Source organism: Microcoleus sp. Pol7_A1 (assembly GCF_036701085.1).
Classification (GTDB): Bacteria; Cyanobacteriota; Cyanobacteriia; order Cyanobacteriales; family Microcoleaceae; genus Microcoleus; species Microcoleus asticus.
The window spans coordinates 54,718-70,805 of record NZ_JAUBQD010000010.1; the positions used below are offsets into that span (position 1 = coordinate 54,718).

The following is a 16,088-nucleotide window of genomic DNA, read 5'->3' on the forward strand; positions in this document are numbered from 1 at the left end:
CTGACAATTGCCCGTGGCAATATAGCCGATCGCGATTTGCGGTATTGTCCAGACCACTTGGTTTGGCTGTAGTCATACCCCCTGCTGTGCTTCAATTTCGTTGAGCAACATCTCGTCAGAGTAGGACGTTTCCCATTCGCCCTCAAGCTTGAGCCGCACGGACTTTGCGCCACCACTGGGCGTACAGACTACCCAGTAGGTATCCTCCTGCCCTTTAACCTGAGCCGCATCTTGGTTTTCTGCGTTTTGGGAAAGCCCAGAATAGGCTTGAATACATATCCAGGTAATGCCGTTGCTATCTGTAATCTCTCGTTCCATGACTATCCTGTGAATTACTGTACTTCTGTAAGGTTGGGGACGATCGCCTGTTGATGTTGCTCGATCCAGTTCGATGCCCATTGAAAGGGTATACCTGCTCGTTGGGCCGCTTGTTCATCTTCGGGGCGATCGCCTACATACAGCGAATTTTGCGGGGTGTGTTTGTGTCTGACCATTGCTAGTTGCAACATACCCGATCGCGGTTTGCGATACTGTCCAGACCACTTAGTTTGGCTGTGGTTATAAACATTGTGACGAGTGACGCGGAAACACTTTTTACCCTCAAAGTCGGGGCAGAAGTAGATTTCTCTCAACTCTGGGAATAACTCAAGCGTATATTGCTGTTCCTTGATGCACTCTTGCATAGACTTATGACCTGCGGCAACTCCACCTTGGTTGGTGATGCCGGCAATTATCCAATCGTCTTTGTAGGCGCGAATGGCAATGTCGGCACCTTCAATAATCCGTTGATCTTGGGGATCTTGGAAGTATTGTTGTCCGCTGAGTGGTTCGCGGAGCGTACCATCCATATCTATTAGTAATAAGCTCATCGTTATCTAGAAAATTCCCTGTTTTATTAAACATCCTAAGCTGCGCTCCATTTCCTCTCCTCTAGCTAATGGAATGTACTGCTAGGGCGATCGACTTATCTTGAAACGAAAGGGGTTGCCGCACCGCCAGAGATACAAATCTCGCCCATCAAGGAATTTAGTCGCACCTCACTGCCAGCAGAGACAACCTCTTCCTTTTGCCCCTCCCTCATCAAACAAACGGGAGGTTTACCTCAAGTCCGATGCCCCTCGAAGCCCCAACAACGACAACCACCTGCTAATTTATTGGCTTCTGTTGCATCGAGCCTACTCCTTAAAATCCTCATTAAAAAAAATTCTTCCGCTTGAAGATGAAGTCACTCTAGGAAAGTTCGGTCGAGTTGAAATTTACGAGCTCAACTTCTAACTCCCAACACCTTAGAGCTAGCATATCTGCACCATCCTCAGAGTTGACAAAGACATCTATCTTGAGAAATAACTTTTAAGGATTTACTATAAAATACTTTAAGCAAATATTGTAACTGAAAACTTAAAGTTTGTTTACAATAAATGAAAATTTCCTATAAAAACTTTTTGCAAATTATTGAATTTCTACTATACTATAATAGAGAGTATTTTTATATAAGTTCTGTATAAAAAACCTGACTGTTTGGGACAGGTTCTGGTTATATTTCTGAAATACTTTATGGCGTTTACTAATTAACGCCGAGCAGGTAAGGGGTTGCCATTACAGGATTTAAATAAAGCATTTTTTAGGACATTGGTCTTTAGAAATGCACTCTGAGCAAAGGAGTAATGTAGTTCCGGTCGACCGTTTAAATATTGCCTAGAGAATATGCTGCATCCACAAGAAGATAAGATTTTAGTAGAAACGAGTCCTCTGGCTTCTCTCGCCATTCAGGAAATCCCAGACCATAAGGCATTATCAGAGCCGGTACTTACTACAAACCCGCATCTTAAAATTCCCAAGCGAGATATTCGGAAAAGCCTCAAGGCATTAACTACCGAAGGTGCCTTTGCAACCGTATTTTACAGTATTATTGGCGGCGCGTTGCTTAGTAATTTCTTGCTGGATCTCGGTGCCAGTACAGTAGAAATTGGTCTGCTCGCGTCAATTCCTCAGCTAACCAATTTGCTGCAACCGCTGGGAGCCTATCTCGGAGACCGCATCAAGAGCCGCCACTGGTATTCCCTGTTGATTTTCGGCTCGTCGCGCCTGCCGTGGTTGCTGATTGTGCCAGGGATTTGGTTGGTGGGCTCATCTCGTATCCAGCCGCGCCAGTTGCTGCTGTTGACATTGGCAATTATCTGCCTGAGTAATTTCATGGAAGCTTTGGGTCGTGCTTCCTTTCTTAGCTGGATGGCTGTGTTAGTACCAGACCGATTGCGGGGGCGGTATTTTGGCTTTCGCAATAGTGTTGTGACCTTAATTAATCTCATCGGCGTGCCGCTGCTGGGTCTAGCGGTATCGAAGTGGCCCGGTGGTTCGCTCTCGGGCTTCGGTATCGTTTTGGTTGTGGGAGTTGTGTTTGCCATACTCAGTCTGATCTTTCAGTTCTTGATAACCGATGTCAACCCGCAGCTAGTACACGCCGCCGACTCAGATGACCACAGGTCGCCCTGGGCGAAAGTTTTTAGCTTCTTCCAGGATGCCAATTTTTTGAGGTTTTTGTTTTACTCAGGCTTGTGGAGCTTTGCGGTTAACGTCAGCGCTCCCTTCTTTAACCTCTACTTACTGGGCGACCTCAAGCTAGATGTCAGCGTGGTAACGCTCTATAACAGCTTGGGAGCTGGTGCTAACTTACTGATGCTGATGTTCTGGGGCAGACTGGCTGACCGGATTGGCAATCGCCCACTGATGATAACTGTGGGAATCTTGGTGGCTCTGACGCCTCTACTGTGGCTAGAAGCTGGAACGGCTCCAATTTTCCTTTGGGCTTGGTTCCCCTTGTTGCATATAGTGGGCGGTGCGACTTGGGCAGCGATCGACCTGTGCAGTGGCAATCTGATGATGTCGGTGACACCGCTACGCAATCAGTCGATTTATTTTGCTGTTGCGGCGGCGGTTCCTGGAATCACTGGGGCGATCGGAATTAGCGTTGGTGGCTTTGTCGCGAGTCAGACTGATTTTGGTGGCTTGCCAACGGTGTTTGCTCTCTCAGCCGTCCTGCGGGTGTTGGCCCTGCTGCCCTTGGTGTTTGTTCACGAGCAGCGCTCTGTGCCTGTGAGTGAGCTAATGCGAGTCCTGATCCCAACACTCAAGCGTCAAGCAGCAGCTATTCAAGCAGGACGCACCACTTTGAAACCTTTACCATTAATAGAAGAACTTGAGGATGAAAGTCCACCAGCAAGCTCATCCAATTAGTCTTGAGATGGCGAATTGACGAACCCTCCCCCTGAACGGGGAGGGATTTTTATTCATAGTTCCTTGCAATGAACTACTGGAGGGGCAAGAACCGCCTTGTGCCATTTCCGAAAAATTATTTATAATTTTAAGTATAATTGCTTATTAAATAACTTTTTTACATATCTATCTTAGTGGGGATGTTACAAATAACGAAATGAGCATTGGTTTTCTGCTTATCCTATGTTAATGTAGCGAATATTACAAATAACGCTCATGAATCCTCTACTGACAGGATTACTAAACTTGCAAGGAGTAATAGTTGAAGATTTTCAACATACCGAGAAAGATTTAGTATTAAAAGTCGAACCAGAGAATAGGGCATTATCAGAGACGGTATTTCCTCCCAAGCCGCCTCAAAAAATTTCCAAGCGAGAAATTCGGACAAGCCTCAAGGCATTAACTACCGAAGGTGGCTTCGCTACAGTCTTTGCCAGTATCATTGGCGGCGCGTTGCTCAGTAATTTCTTGCTGGATCTCGGTGCCAGTACAGTAGAAATTGGTTTGCTCGCCTCAATTCCTCAGCTAACCAACTTGCTGCAACCGCTGGGAGCCTATCTCGGAGACCGCATTAACAGCCGCAATTGGTATTCACTGTTGATTTTTGGCTCCTCGCGGCTGCTGTGGTTGCTGATTGTCCCAGGGATTTGGTTGGTGGGCTCATCTCGTATGGCTGGACATGAATTGGTACTGTTGACACTGGCAATTATCTGGGTGACTAATATCATGGAAGCTTTGGGGCGTGCTTCCTTTTTTAGCTGGATGGCTGTGTTAGTACCAGAGCGATTGCGGGGGCGGTATTTTGGCTTTCGCAATAGTGTTGTGACCTTAACCAATCTCATCGCTGTGCCGCTTCTGGGTCTAGCAGTATCGAAGTGGCCCGGTGGCTCGCTATCGGGCTTCGGTGCGGTCTTGGTTCTGGGAATCGTGCTGGGGATAATCAGTCTGGGCTTTCACTTCTGGATGACTGATGTTAATCCAAAGCTTTTACAGGCCGTCGATTCGGATACAGACCGCGGCTCGCTTTGGGGGACTATTTTTAGCTTCTTCCAGGATGCCAATTTTTTGAGGTTTCTTCTTTACACAGGCTTCTGGAGCTTTGCGGTCAACATCAGCGCTCCCTTCTTTAACCTCTACTTACTGGGGGATCTCAACCTAGATGTCAGCGTGGTAACGCTCTATAACAGCTTGGGAGCTGGTGCTAACTTGCTGATGCTGATGTTCTGGGGCAGACTGGCTGACCGGATTGGCAATCGCCCACTGATGATAACGGTGGGAATCTTGGTGGCTCTGACGCCTCTACTGTGGCTAGAATCTGGAACTTCTTCTATTTTCCTTTGGGCTTGGTTCCCCTTGTTGCATATAGTGGGCGGTGCGACTTGGGCAGCGATCGACCTGTGCAGCGGCAATCTGATGATGTCGGTGACACCGCTACGCAATCAGTCGATTTATTTTGCTATTGCGGCGGCGGTTCCTGGAATCACTGGGGCGATCGGCATCACTGTTGGTGGCTATGTCGCGAGTCTGACTGGTTTTGGTGGTTTGCCAACGGCGTTTGCTCTCTCAGCCGTCTTGCGACTGTTTGCTCTGCTGCCCTTGGTGTTTGTTCGCGAGCAGCGTTCTGTGCCTGTGGGTCAGCTAATACGCGCCCTATTCCCAGCCAGGCAAGCAACAGAGCTGATTGAAGCAAAGGAATAGCAATAAATTTATGGTCTAGCCCTGGTTGCTTCCCTGAACGATGAGTTTCTAACGTTGGTCGCCAATCAGTTGCGTCATACCCTCTACATCATTTGGATTACCGGACGAGGCTCTAGCACTGCTATTCGACCGCCTAAATCCTTGACTAATCCGGGCTTTCTCCCTGCTGCATCTCATATTCTCGGATAAATTGGGCGATCGCATTTTTCCGATCTTCTGTTAAGTCGATCGTTTCATTGAGACTACTCATTCGCTCAACGATCGCGGATGGTTCGAGATAGGGTTCGAGCCAGCTAATGTCAAGTTTGTAGCCTGTTTTTTGAGTTTCGTTCGACCCATCCTCACTCAAATCTTTTGGCAGCAAATTCTCCAAGAAATTAACTAGCCCTTCGTCATCCTCAATAATCTTTTCAACCCATTGCTTGACTTCCTCTTCTCCTGCCCAAATTTGCCAATAGTGTAAATTCTCAGATAGCTTTGGGGATTGCAGTAGGAAGTTTTGTTGTGCAGCATCTCGCAGCCGCTTCAAGGCTATTCCTTCAAGTTCTTTAAGGTGTTCTACGCTCAGGAGCCATTCCTCTTCGGGGATAGATTCATCGGCTCCATACTTACCTTGTTCATGACCCAAGGCTGCTACTTCGTACACAATTATGGATAAGGCGTTACCGTTTGATATTGCCTCTTTCAAAGTTTCAAACCGTGCTTGTTCGTCAATCCGATGCAACAGTTGTGAGATCAGGCGTTCAATTCTCATGTCATTGCCAAAATCAAACATTCCCTGCGGTTCGTCTTCCGGAGGCAAAAGCTGGTCGCCGACATCAAACAAAGCTTTCACAATTGAAGGAATGCAATCGGTAGGAATTTCTTTTTCAGGGTAATCCTCAAGCCGTTCAAGAAATGCCCGAACTTGCGTCGTGCCATCAGAGCGTTTTTGATGAGCGAGTTCTACAAGATTTTCCCCAAATGCCTTAGCATCTTTTGCCAAGGCAAAAATTGCTTTAATCTCAGCATGAGAGAATTCATCTTGTGTTAAGACTAAACGGAAGTAGTTGGGAAATATATCTAAGCTACAAATCCGTAATTGTTTGCTCCATATTGACTCATCTTGTGCACGGGAGTAGGTATTATGCCAAACGGCTTCTAACTTAGGAAAAAGCTGTAATAGCAGCCGTTTAACTGGTTCTTTATCCTCGTCATCTTCAAACTTAGTCACCCAGGAATCGTGAAAATCTTTGATTTCGTCCAATGTCGGGATTAGAGAACCTTTCGCATCCGCATTTCCCGCAAAGAATTGAGGATTTTTGCGGATTATGTCATATATTTTTGGGCGAAAGGTTCGCAGAGACTCAATAGCAATGAAATCAACTGGGTTCACTTCACCTTTCACCGCTGGGTATGTCACGGTTAAGATGTTGGTCAGACGAGCAATGTCACGAGGAGTGGTAATAAAGTGGTCTATTCCTTGTAAATAAACATTGCCCCAGCGATTTTGATTGAATAGTGGCTTTGGTGCGTCAGTCAGTATGCCATTTAGTTTTTCAAAAAGTAGCGTGCGGAGTGAGGTTTTATCTGGAAGAGGTAACTCAAAAGAAGCTTGAACAATCTGATCGAGATAGATTTGTCCGGGTAGAGGTTGTGTATCTGCGAGAGTTTTGATGACCACTTCTCGATCGAAAACTAGCAAATAGACAACGTTAGTAAAATTCGGAATTGCTTTAATAAGATGAAATAATTGACTAATTTCCTCAGCGCTGAGCCTGTCAATATCATCAATCGTTACTACGATTCGCGGATGCTGCTTTTCTAGTGTATCTTCGACTTCTTCTTTTAAGTCGGAAGTTTCCTTTTCTTGATCGTCAAATAATTTTACAAGTACCTTGCTAGCTTGAGCGTAAGGAATAGGAATTTCAGAAACTGCTTTAGCCAGATTGGTTATTCGACCTAGGATGCCTTTGGGGACAGCTTTAAATTGGCTCAAAATAGCCTGTAATTGACCAATAAAGCGCCTTGTGATGTCTTCGCCTCCAGAAAAAAACCAGGGGTTAAAAGGGACAATAATAGGTTGTTCGCTCTCTGGCTTTTGCTTGAGATAGTACGTTAAAAAGTTCAATAGTGTGGATTTGCCAAAACCTGAGGAACCGTAAACTGCAATAACGAACCCTTCAGGAAAGTTCATTTGGCAAATACTGTCTGCAAGATGTTTGGCGAAGGGTGCATATCCTAATCTGTCTTTTTTCGGCTCGATTAAAGCGTTATCTGCGGATGGGTCACTAAAATCCTCCGGCAAGATCTCTGAATCGTTTTTTGTTTGAGCCATACAGCCTCTCTCCTTGTTAGCTAAGGTGCTCTTGCAGTTCAACGTTCGCTTTAATTAACACCCCACTGGCGTGCTGAGTTTGGGGTCTTGAATTACGTCCTAATCATGCGATTGCTTATCTTTATAGATGCTTATAAACTAGCATCAATGAAGCTCTGTTTTTGTCTACTGTTAGATGGATATTAACGTTAAGCTAGGTTGCTGAGTTCAATCAATCCTCCAGCGTAACCCCCTACTGCTCTGGTTTCGCTCTCTAGTGACTGCTGTAATGATTCTGCCCAAAGCTGAGTCAACTTTTGCAGCCCCTTCAGGTAAATCTGCCACAACTCGGCTTGATTTTGAGTAGCCTTGGCCGCAGCAGGTGTTGCGGGAGTTGTTGCAGACTTGATGAAATCGAACCAGCTTCCCCACATATTTACGTCTGCTACATAAGATTGATATGAAAGGGACAAGATCGACATCTTGTACACTTAAAAATTACTTCTGGCTCCACGGTAGGGAGTCGGCTCCTTCTACTGGGCAGGCCTCTATTCAGAACGACGCATCCTTACTTTTTATTGTGAGATTAAAGCTAAATTAATAGCGCCGTTCAAGCCTCTATTACAACTAGAGCCACACTGCTAACAAACAAATACTCGCGCTTGAAGTGGCATTAGTTGAACGTGGCCGCAGTTTTAACAAGTTTTAGATGAGGGATAGCATCGATCTACCACTTCTACAGCAGTGCCGTAGATGGCAGATCGATAAGTTAGTTCCCTCGTCCATCCATAAAACCCTGAGTATAAAACAGATAAAGCTAATTTGTGATTAGCTACCCTCCCAGCAACGTTCAAATCTACCTAAATATTTGATGAGGCAGCACTTTCTACTCACATTTGTTGATGTACGGCCGTTACTGATTTCATCCTAAAATCACTTTTCGTTGTTGAAGGATTGTGTTGCCAGCAAAGCTAAAGCCATCACACCAGCGATCGCCCCCCACTGGAGAGCCGGATTCTTAGCCAGCCAGTCCGTAACGCTCGGTATGACCATATGGCTAAAGTCTCCATCTACTCTGGTATCGTCTGGGACAGGTTCGTAAAGGTTGTTCCGATCGTCTGGAGACTTCGGCTCGTTGGTGTGTTGAGCCTGAAAGCCGACAAGCAGCAACAAGGCATCTGCCAGTTCGGGTGAGAGCCGCTGTAGCGCATCTAGAGCTCTAGCCACATCCCCAACCAAGAAGTCACGAGTTGGATGTTCAGCAACGTAGAGGATGGCGTCAGCTACCAACCTGGGGTCGTAGTAGGGCGGTATCCCTGCTGGCTTTACGCCTAGCTTGGTGAGGCCATTGTTCCAGAAGGGTGTATTGATGACCGCTGGTTTCACGCTCGTCACGCTGACAGGTATGTTCTCATGTTGCAACTCCAGGCGCATAGCTTCGATGAATCCCTCAATGCCGTGCTTGGCTGCGGAGTATGCACTTTGGTAAGGGAGACTTCGCACGCCCTCCATTGAAGAGATGTGGATCAGCGCCCCCCGTCCCTCACGCTTGAGATGGGGTAGCGCCGCCATTGCACCGTATACCTGCCCCATCAAGCTCACATCAATGACGCGCTTAAACTCTTCGGGTGTGGTGTTGTCGAATGTGGCAAAGATGCCAACGGCAGGGACGTGCACCCACGTATCGAGCCGCCCATAGACTTCGACGGTACGGTCTGCGATCGCCTTGACCTGCTCGAACACCGACACATCGGCAACTACAGCCGTTGCTTCACCACCGAAGCCCCGAATCTCATCCACCAGGGAGGCTAGTTTCGACTCACTGCGAGCCGAGACAACTAACTTTGCCCCTCGCTTGGCAAATTGAAGAGCACTCTCGCGTCCGATGCCGCTGGAAGCCCCAACGACGGCAACAACTTGCTGATTGATGGGCTTTAATTGCATTATTTTTCATCCTCTAAATCAGTTTTATCGATCGGCGATCCGATTCTTGGTGATTCTTTTAACCGGACATCCTGATAGTTTGGTTTAAACCGGGTTCATCGGGCGTTGGGTAAATTTTGTTGAAGAATTCTGAAGGGTAACAGGGTTAATCGGGCTATCAAAAGCACCAACCGCATCCTTTTGAAAGACTTCATTCCCAAAGGTTTCCGAGTAAAACGCCTTACGCCCGAGTTTTAGCAAGTCGTCGGTGACGGCAACCGCCCGATTTTCAGGCGATAGCTGTTTTTGTCCCTCATCCGTTTGGAGAAGGGCTGTTTCCCGATCTTTATTAATTGCATTAATCGCGTAGCCTACACTCAGCCGATCGAGAGAGTTATGCCAAACAGGATAATAATTGGTCGCCATCTCGTCCAAGCTGGCGGCAACCCCGGGCTCGCTTATTCGGGATTGAGTTTGTGTCACGAATGAGTCTTTTCATCTCAATAAGAATTAGATTTCTTGCCAATGTTTGGGATAGGCACTTCTGTTTCCTGTTTTCTGTTAAGAAGTTCCCACTTTTGCAATAAGTCTATTCAAATTGAAGGCTTACACTGCCAGCAGGGCTAACCCGAAGGCTCCCAGCACTGTAACTGCGATCGCACCCCACTTTGCCGTGGGATGGGTTTCCAGCCAGGTGGAATAGCTATTCGCCCGTGATTGCTTGCTAAAATCTCCCTCAACGCGATCGAAGTCTGCGATCGGCTCAAATAAATTATCTGGAGCATCTTCGGACTTCGGTTCGCTGGTTTTCTGCAGCTTAAAGCCCGCTCCGAATTGCAGCAGCAAGGTATCCATTAATTGGGGTGAGAGCCGCTGAATTAGAGCCATCGCCCGCCCTGCCCCTCCAGCGATAATGTCACGGGTTGGGTGACAAGCCGCGTAGAGGATAGCGTCCACGACGATATCGGGCTGGTAAAACGGTGGCAGTCCTTGGGGTTTTACGCCTATCTTGGTGCGGGATTTGTTAAATAGAGGCGTATTGATTGAGGCTGGCATGACATTGGTTACATTGATGCTGGACAAACCCTCATGTATCAACTCAAGCCGCATTGCTTCCAAAAAGCCATCAATCCCATGCTTGGATGCCCCGTAGGCGCTGTGGTATGGGAACGAACGCCTGCCTTCCACTGACGAGACATGGAGCAGCGATCCTCGTCCCTCGCGCTTGAGATGGGGCAGTGCCGCCATCGCCCCGTGTACCTGTCCCATGAGGTTCACATCGATGACGCGCTTAAACTCCTGTGGTGTTGTCTGCTCAAAAATCGCGTAGAGATTGATGGCTGCTAAATGCACCCAGGTATCAAGCCGCCCGTATTGCTGGATGGCTCTGTCTGCGATCGCTTTTACCTGCTCAAAATCTGCTACGTCTGCAGGCACAGCGATCGCCTCGCCCCCTATCTGCTTTATTTCATCAACTAGAGAATCCAATCCTGGTTTGCTACGAGCCGAAACGACCAACTTCGCCCCCCGCGCCGCGAATTGAATAGCGGTTTCTCTTCCGATACCGCTGGAAGCTCCTACAACGGCGACAACTTGTTGGTCTATTGGTTTAAGTTGCATTGCTGGTACTCCTTACTAACCCTTATTAGAAGCTATCTTGAATAGCAGTGAGGGCGCATCGTACCGAAGGTGATAGTTGCCAGCACATTTCATTCTAAACCAGCCTTTAGTATGTTGAAATTAAAACCAGCTCAACTTTGGACGTTGCATAATAGAGGGATGATTTGCATTCACGCTTCTATCAAACAAAGTTTGTAAAAATGGCCACCGTCGCGGCAAACAAAACTACTTGTGCCGTGACTGTGGAAAGCAATTCGTTTAATTTTATTCGCCAAAAAGATACCAAAATTCAATTAAGGAGCAATGCTTGACAATTTACGTCAATGGTCAGGGATTTCGGGTTCTTGAAAGAATAACTGGAGTTAATCATAATACAGTTATTAACTGGGTTAAACAAGTGGGCTTTTCTTTACCTGATGCTCCGGATTATGAAGAAATTCCCAAAGTAGCACGGGTTAGATGAACTTCCAACTTTTGTCGCTCAACAAAAAATAAGGTTTGGTTGTGGACGGCTGTCAAAAAGCGAGTCCCAGGCATTTTAGCGTTCGTTTTAGGAGACAGAAGTGCCGAGACATTTAAGCATTTGTGGAAAATAGTTAGGGGATGAAAATATTTTTTTAGGTGACTAATGGTTGCTGTGTTTATGACAAATTTATTAACGATTGCGACCGGATTATCTCGAAAACGTATATGACACGAGTTGAGGGAGAGAATACTCGACGAGCGACATTCCGCAAGCCAGACTTCCTCGACCGACGAACTCTTTGCTATTCTAAGTCTGAAGAAATGCTCAAACTATCAATTGGCTTGCTTTTGTGTTATCTAAAATATGGGACTGTTCCTATGGTAGCATAAATAATCTCTTAATTGTGCAACGACAAACTTTGATCTTGAGCAAGATTTTGAAAGCTCTGATCGCGATACAAATTGAAGGCAAAATTGCCTGCGATCGCCAACATTGAACAACCCCAGCCCTGTGAATGCGAGCAGCATATTCGCCGTGGCTGACATCACGGACATATAAGGATTCAGGTCGGAAAGAGAGGAATGAACTCAGGCATAGTCAAGTCACAAAAATGGGCATTCATAGCCTCACGGAAAAAAGCCATTCTAGTATCTTTGATGGGGCAAATCAATCTAAAATACTGCCGAAAAAATGGTTTGATTTTATAGTAATTTCTCACTGTTTTTTAACGATGAGGATAGTAAAAAAATCCTTCAAATTTACAAGGATATACTTACAAACAGCCTGAATAATTCGGGTTACGCTTTGCTAAATATTCAATAAAAAAATTGGCTTATACCCTACAATGTTCGTCGAGTTGATGATTGCCAAGAGGAGCTATGTATGTAGTACAACAATTTGTAGATCAACTGGGCTTAAAATTAGTTTGGTATAAATATTTAAGTTCAACTTATAGAGGAAATCCCATCCTAATAACCCAAAGTTTGCTAGAGAAACTTTACCTCTCAAGGAATTTATCAGTCCACTTTTTCGCTAGCACTTTAATTTACATTATGACTCCAATTATGCACTTGATGACTATGTGATTTTAGCAAAAAAATAAGTACAAAATAGTTAAAATTTTGTGGCATAGTTTTTGACCTTTTTTGCTGCTTTTTTAGACGAATGCGAGCTGCGAGGCAGGGGTTTCAACCCCTGCCTGACGGTCGGACTGGATCAGTGACCGATCATCCAAGGTCGTCCCCCTCGGTGTTCGCGATTCCGCTGCGGTTTAGGTTCCTCAGAACGCTTAATTACCTGCGGTTCCCGATGTTCTTGACCTTTCAACCGCAGCTTTCCAGTTAGAATCATCGGCGGCGAAAAGAGGCGTTTAGCAACTGTTTCGCAACTCGGGCAAAGCACCGGTGTATCTGCTTCTGCAAGAGGGCGCCACTTATCAAAAATGCCGCAAGTTTCACACTTAAAATCGTAAAGAGGCATATCAATTTTTGATTGTAGATTTGGGACGAAAGGAGTAGGCTGCGGGCAGCACCCGCCCTACTAATTGAGGGCTTACGCAAGAAAGCAATTTTTAGACTATTTGTGAGGGTAAGGTGCACTTCGGCGCACCCTACAAAAGCTAGTCTGTGCGTAAATCCTGTAATTAAGACGGCAGAATATCCATCTGGAAAATTTCTGTCGGTAAAGCAATAGTGCAGCAAGCATTGGGAATATCCACAATGCCACTGATGCGACCCTCAACAGGAGCACAACTTAATAGCAAATACGCTTGTTCTCCGGTAAAACCAAACTTTTTCAAATATTCGATCGCATTCAAACAAGCTCGTCGATAAGCAACGTGGGCATCCATATAATACTGCTGACCCGTAAATTCATCAACAGAAATCCCTTCAAAAACGAGGTACTCAGAATAGCGGGGTTCCACCGGCCCGGGTTTGAAAATCGGGTTGACCATTGCGTATTTATCCATGCCACCTTTGATAATATCAACGTGGAGGTCGATGTACCCCGACATTTCAATTGCCCCGCAGAATGAAATCTCCCCGTCTCCTTGAGAAAAGTGAATATCTCCCATCGAAAGTTTCGCGCCTTCGACATACACCGGGAAGTAAATTCTCGAACCGCGCGACAAATTTTTAATATCGCAATTGCCGCCGTGTTCCCGGGGAGGAACAGTGCGCGCCGCTTCCGCCGCAACTCGCTCGAATTCTGCCCCTTCCAGCGACCCCAAAATTGCATTTTTGGGGTTCGGCAGTTCTGCTAAAGGCGGCACTCTGTCGGGATTTGTGGCTACTAATTCCGCTTCCCGTTTGTTCCATTTATTCAACAATTCCTGAGAAGGCGCGCAGCCGATTAAACCCGGATGAGTAATCCCGGCAAACCGCACTTTTGGTATGTGTCTGGAAGCGGTATAAATTCCCTGGAAATCCCAAATTGCTTTAGCAGCAGTGGGAAAATGTTCGGTCAAGAAACCCCCGCCGTTTTCTTTAGCAAAAATTCCCGTAAAACCCCATTCGTCCCCTTGCAAAGCCCCGATATCGAGGATATCGACTACTAAAATATCCCCGGGTTGCGCGCCGTTAACATAAATTGGCCCGCTCAAAACGTGAACTACTGTTAAGTCTACATCGCGAATGTCGTCGGGATTGTCGTCATTTTTAATTTGTCCGTCTGTCCAGTCTTTGCACTCGATGCGAAATACATCGCCGGGATTGACGGAAACTACTGCTGGAATATCTGGATGCCAGCGATTGTGACCGACTAATTCCTGTTCTGACATCGGTTTGGTCAAATCAACTTTGAAGAGAACTTGAGGCATAGTCTGCACTCCTCTAGTTACTAATTTTTACATGGTATGGGCATCTTCCCCGATCAGATGCTTGATAAATGTAAATTGTTATACTAATCAGTGCAGATCCGAAAAATATTTTAGATAACGATTATCATTATTTATAAAATAACCGGGCTGCGCGGCAGTTGTGGTATGTTTTTGATAGTGAATGTTTTGAATTTCAAAAATCTGTGACTGAAACTTCGATCGCACAAAATACAGATAATGTTAAAAATGGATGGCACGGCTACCTGAATTTAACCTACGCCAACCGCAACGGCAAAACTCAAATTATTCGCAATGAAATGCAAGCACCGCTGAAGGTGCAGCGCCCGTTTTATCCTGAAGGGAAAGACGTTTGTCACAGCGTAATTTTACACACGGCTGGGGGAGTTGTCGGGGGCGATCGACTTTCCAGCCATTTTCACCTCCAACCCAACGCCAAAGCCTTGATTACCACGGCAGCCGCTGGTAAAATCTATCGCAGCAGCGGACTAGAATCACAACAAAATATTGACATTCAACTAGATATCGGTGCTAATTTAGAATGGCTTCCACAAGAAACAATTGTTTTTGACGGCGCAATATATCGGCAAAATTTGCGGGTAGAATTAGCACCAACAGCGAGGATTTTACTGTGGGAAATTACTAGGTTTGGACGCAGTGCTAGGGGCGAAAAGTTCTTGTCGGGAGAATGGCGATCGCACACCGAAGTCTGGCAACAAAACAGCCCTTTATGGATTGACAGACAATTGCTCAAAGGAGGAGAAAAAATGCTCGAAAGTCCTCACGGTTTTGCAGGAAAACCCGTAGTCGCCACCCTCGCTTGGGTAGGCGAACCCGTAACCACAGAACTCGTGGAAAAAGTGCGAAATTTGCCATGTGAGGCAACAATTTATCCTGGTAATTCCACCGTCGGCGTGACTCGTATTCCTAACGGTTTGCTGTGCCGATATCGCGGTACATCCACAACCGCAGCTAGAGACTGGTTTGTCAGCATTTGGCAGTTGCTGCGCTTGTCTTTTTCACAACGCCCTTGCTGTTTGCCCAGAGTTTGGATAAAATAGGATGATCTTTGAGTTTCAATGTATAGTTGCCCTCCTAACTAGATTATTCATCTCTCTCTTCTCTTCCTCTGCGCCCTCTGCGCCCTTTGCGGTTTAATCATTCAGAAACAACCGCAAACGATATCATAACCAAATAATGCGATCGCCCTTACCCGAATAAAAATGCAACTCACCCCCCAAGAAAAAGACAAACTGCTGATTTTCACTGCCGCCCTGGTAGCAGAGCGCCGGAAACAAAGAGGTTTAAAATTAAACTATCCAGAAGCACTAGCCTACATTTCCGCCGCGATTTTAGAAGGAGCAAGAGATGGTCTCACCGTCGCAGATTTAATGAGTTACGGGACAACTCTTCTGACGCGGGAAGATGTGATGGAAGGGATACCAGAAATGGTGAATGAAGTCCAGGTTGAGGCGACTTTCCCGGACGGAACTAAGTTGGTAACAGTGCACGATCCGATCCGTTAAAAAATCAACCACAGATACTCAGAGGAGGAAAAAATGATTCCAGGAGAAATGATTGTTTCAGCAGGCGAAATAGAATTAAATGCCGATCGCCCAACGGTGCGGATGCTGGTAGCAAATACGGGCGATAGACCCATTCAAATCGGTTCCCACTATCACTTTTATGAGGCAAACGAAGCCTTAGAATTTAATCGAGAACAAGCAAAAGGAATGCGGTTGGATATCCCAGCAGGTACAGCAGTCAGGTTTGAGCCGGGAGATGAAAGGGAAGTTCAATTAGTACCGTTTGTTGGTAGCCGTCAAGTCTACGGCTTTAATGGAAAAGTGGACGGTCATCTGGATGCTGAAGTATGAAGCCAGAAGGTAGTTCACGATTGTTGAATTTTGAATTTGGAACTTTTTAACTTAAAAGTCATACCAGTTTCAAAAAATAATGCAACAACTGCAGTCAAG

Annotated in this window: 14 protein-coding genes and 1 pseudogene; 6 read left to right on the forward strand and 9 right to left on the reverse strand. The window is 46.0% G+C overall.

The genetic code is table 11. The features are described from left to right. Positions 1-72: 72 nt before the first annotated feature. Positions 73-318: a hypothetical protein gene (locus tag QUA20_RS08670; RefSeq protein WP_333187703.1), complete on the reverse strand. Its 246-nt coding sequence runs from the start codon at positions 316-318 to the stop codon at positions 73-75. Positions 319-332: 14 nt separating this feature from the next. Beyond that, entirely contained in the window at positions 333-869 is a 537-nt protein-coding gene (locus QUA20_RS08675; protein ID WP_333187706.1) for an HAD-IIIA family hydrolase, read from the reverse strand. Between the two features lie 835 nt (positions 870-1,704). Between QUA20_RS08675 and QUA20_RS08680 the strand changes: the two genes are divergently transcribed. Continuing rightward, a complete protein-coding gene (locus QUA20_RS08680) occupies positions 1,705-3,234 on the forward strand; it encodes an MFS transporter (protein WP_333187709.1) in 1,530 nt (509 codons plus the stop codon). A gap of 255 nt (positions 3,235-3,489) precedes the next feature. Then, complete coding sequence (locus tag QUA20_RS08685) at positions 3,490-4,971, forward strand: MFS transporter (RefSeq protein WP_333187711.1); 1,482 nt, start codon at positions 3,490-3,492, stop codon at positions 4,969-4,971. A gap of 145 nt (positions 4,972-5,116) precedes the next feature. Here QUA20_RS08685 and QUA20_RS08690 read toward each other — a convergent pair whose 3' ends face one another. The 5 genes from QUA20_RS08690 to QUA20_RS08710 all read right to left on the reverse strand — a co-directional run bounded on the left by QUA20_RS08690 (position 5,117) and on the right by QUA20_RS08710 (position 10,810). Next, positions 5,117-7,288: a P-loop NTPase fold protein gene (locus tag QUA20_RS08690; RefSeq protein WP_333187714.1), complete on the reverse strand. Its 2,172-nt coding sequence runs from the start codon at positions 7,286-7,288 to the stop codon at positions 5,117-5,119. 188 nt (positions 7,289-7,476) lie between these two features. Further along, entirely contained in the window at positions 7,477-7,749 is a 273-nt protein-coding gene (locus QUA20_RS08695; RefSeq protein WP_333187717.1) for a hypothetical protein, read from the reverse strand. A 451-nt stretch (positions 7,750-8,200) separates the two neighbouring features. Next, positions 8,201-9,211, reverse strand: coding sequence for an SDR family oxidoreductase (locus QUA20_RS08700; protein ID WP_333187720.1), 1,011 nt, complete (start codon positions 9,209-9,211; stop codon positions 8,201-8,203). A gap of 84 nt (positions 9,212-9,295) precedes the next feature. Continuing rightward, positions 9,296-9,616: a hypothetical protein gene (locus QUA20_RS08705; protein ID WP_333187722.1), complete on the reverse strand. Its 321-nt coding sequence runs from the start codon at positions 9,614-9,616 to the stop codon at positions 9,296-9,298. 180 nt (positions 9,617-9,796) lie between these two features. Then, entirely contained in the window at positions 9,797-10,810 is a 1,014-nt protein-coding gene (locus tag QUA20_RS08710; RefSeq protein ID WP_333187724.1) for an SDR family oxidoreductase, read from the reverse strand. Positions 10,811-10,991: 181 nt separating this feature from the next. Here QUA20_RS08710 and QUA20_RS08715 point away from each other — a divergent pair. Further along, positions 10,992-11,665: pseudogene (locus QUA20_RS08715) on the forward strand (IS1 family transposase); the annotation flags it as partial. An 826-nt stretch (positions 11,666-12,491) separates the two neighbouring features. Here QUA20_RS08715 and QUA20_RS08720 read toward each other — a convergent pair. Together QUA20_RS08720 and fmdA are read right to left on the reverse strand one after the other, a co-directional pair. After that, positions 12,492-12,755, reverse strand: coding sequence for a zinc ribbon domain-containing protein (locus QUA20_RS08720; protein ID WP_333187727.1), 264 nt, complete (start codon positions 12,753-12,755; stop codon positions 12,492-12,494). A 163-nt stretch (positions 12,756-12,918) separates the two neighbouring features. Further along, positions 12,919-14,094 carry a formamidase gene (fmdA, locus tag QUA20_RS08725; RefSeq protein ID WP_333187730.1) on the reverse strand — a complete coding sequence of 392 codons (1,176 nt, stop codon included), beginning with the start codon at positions 14,092-14,094 and terminating at the stop codon, positions 12,919-12,921. A 203-nt stretch (positions 14,095-14,297) separates the two neighbouring features. On the opposite strand from fmdA, the gene QUA20_RS08730 reads away from it, so the two are divergent. The 3 genes from QUA20_RS08730 to QUA20_RS08740 all read left to right on the forward strand — a co-directional run bounded on the left by QUA20_RS08730 (position 14,298) and on the right by QUA20_RS08740 (position 15,989). Next, positions 14,298-15,173, forward strand: a complete 876-nt coding sequence (locus QUA20_RS08730) for an urease accessory protein UreD (RefSeq protein ID WP_333187733.1) — start codon at positions 14,298-14,300, stop codon at positions 15,171-15,173. 162 nt (positions 15,174-15,335) lie between these two features. After that, on the forward strand, positions 15,336-15,638 hold the full coding sequence (gene ureA / locus QUA20_RS08735) for an urease subunit gamma (protein WP_332972982.1): 303 nt from the start codon (positions 15,336-15,338) through the stop codon (positions 15,636-15,638). Positions 15,639-15,671: 33 nt separating this feature from the next. Then, on the forward strand, positions 15,672-15,989 hold the full coding sequence (locus QUA20_RS08740) for an urease subunit beta (RefSeq protein ID WP_333187737.1): 318 nt from the start codon (positions 15,672-15,674) through the stop codon (positions 15,987-15,989). Positions 15,990-16,088 lie beyond the last annotated feature (99 nt).

Excerpts from the sequence above, each read along its gene's own strand:
- QUA20_RS08670 (WP_333187703.1), bottom strand. The coding sequence starts at position 318 with ATGGAACGAGAGATTACAGATAGCAACGGCATTACCTGGATATGTATT.
- QUA20_RS08675 (WP_333187706.1), bottom strand. The coding sequence starts at position 869 with ATGAGCTTATTACTAATAGATATGGATGGTACGCTCCGCGAACCACTC.
- QUA20_RS08680 (WP_333187709.1), top strand. The coding sequence starts at position 1,705 with ATGCTGCATCCACAAGAAGATAAGATTTTAGTAGAAACGAGTCCTCTG.
- QUA20_RS08685 (WP_333187711.1), top strand. The coding sequence starts at position 3,490 with ATGAATCCTCTACTGACAGGATTACTAAACTTGCAAGGAGTAATAGTT.
- QUA20_RS08690 (WP_333187714.1), bottom strand. The coding sequence starts at position 7,288 with ATGGCTCAAACAAAAAACGATTCAGAGATCTTGCCGGAGGATTTTAGT.
- QUA20_RS08695 (WP_333187717.1), bottom strand. The coding sequence starts at position 7,749 with ATGTCGATCTTGTCCCTTTCATATCAATCTTATGTAGCAGACGTAAAT.
- QUA20_RS08700 (WP_333187720.1), bottom strand. The coding sequence starts at position 9,211 with ATGCAATTAAAGCCCATCAATCAGCAAGTTGTTGCCGTCGTTGGGGCT.
- QUA20_RS08705 (WP_333187722.1), bottom strand. The coding sequence starts at position 9,616 with ATGGCGACCAATTATTATCCTGTTTGGCATAACTCTCTCGATCGGCTG.
- QUA20_RS08710 (WP_333187724.1), bottom strand. The coding sequence starts at position 10,810 with ATGCAACTTAAACCAATAGACCAACAAGTTGTCGCCGTTGTAGGAGCT.
- QUA20_RS08720 (WP_333187727.1), bottom strand. The coding sequence starts at position 12,755 with ATGCCTCTTTACGATTTTAAGTGTGAAACTTGCGGCATTTTTGATAAG.
- fmdA (WP_333187730.1), bottom strand. The coding sequence starts at position 14,094 with ATGCCTCAAGTTCTCTTCAAAGTTGATTTGACCAAACCGATGTCAGAA.
- ureA (WP_332972982.1), top strand. The coding sequence starts at position 15,336 with ATGCAACTCACCCCCCAAGAAAAAGACAAACTGCTGATTTTCACTGCC.
- QUA20_RS08740 (WP_333187737.1), top strand. The coding sequence starts at position 15,672 with ATGATTCCAGGAGAAATGATTGTTTCAGCAGGCGAAATAGAATTAAAT.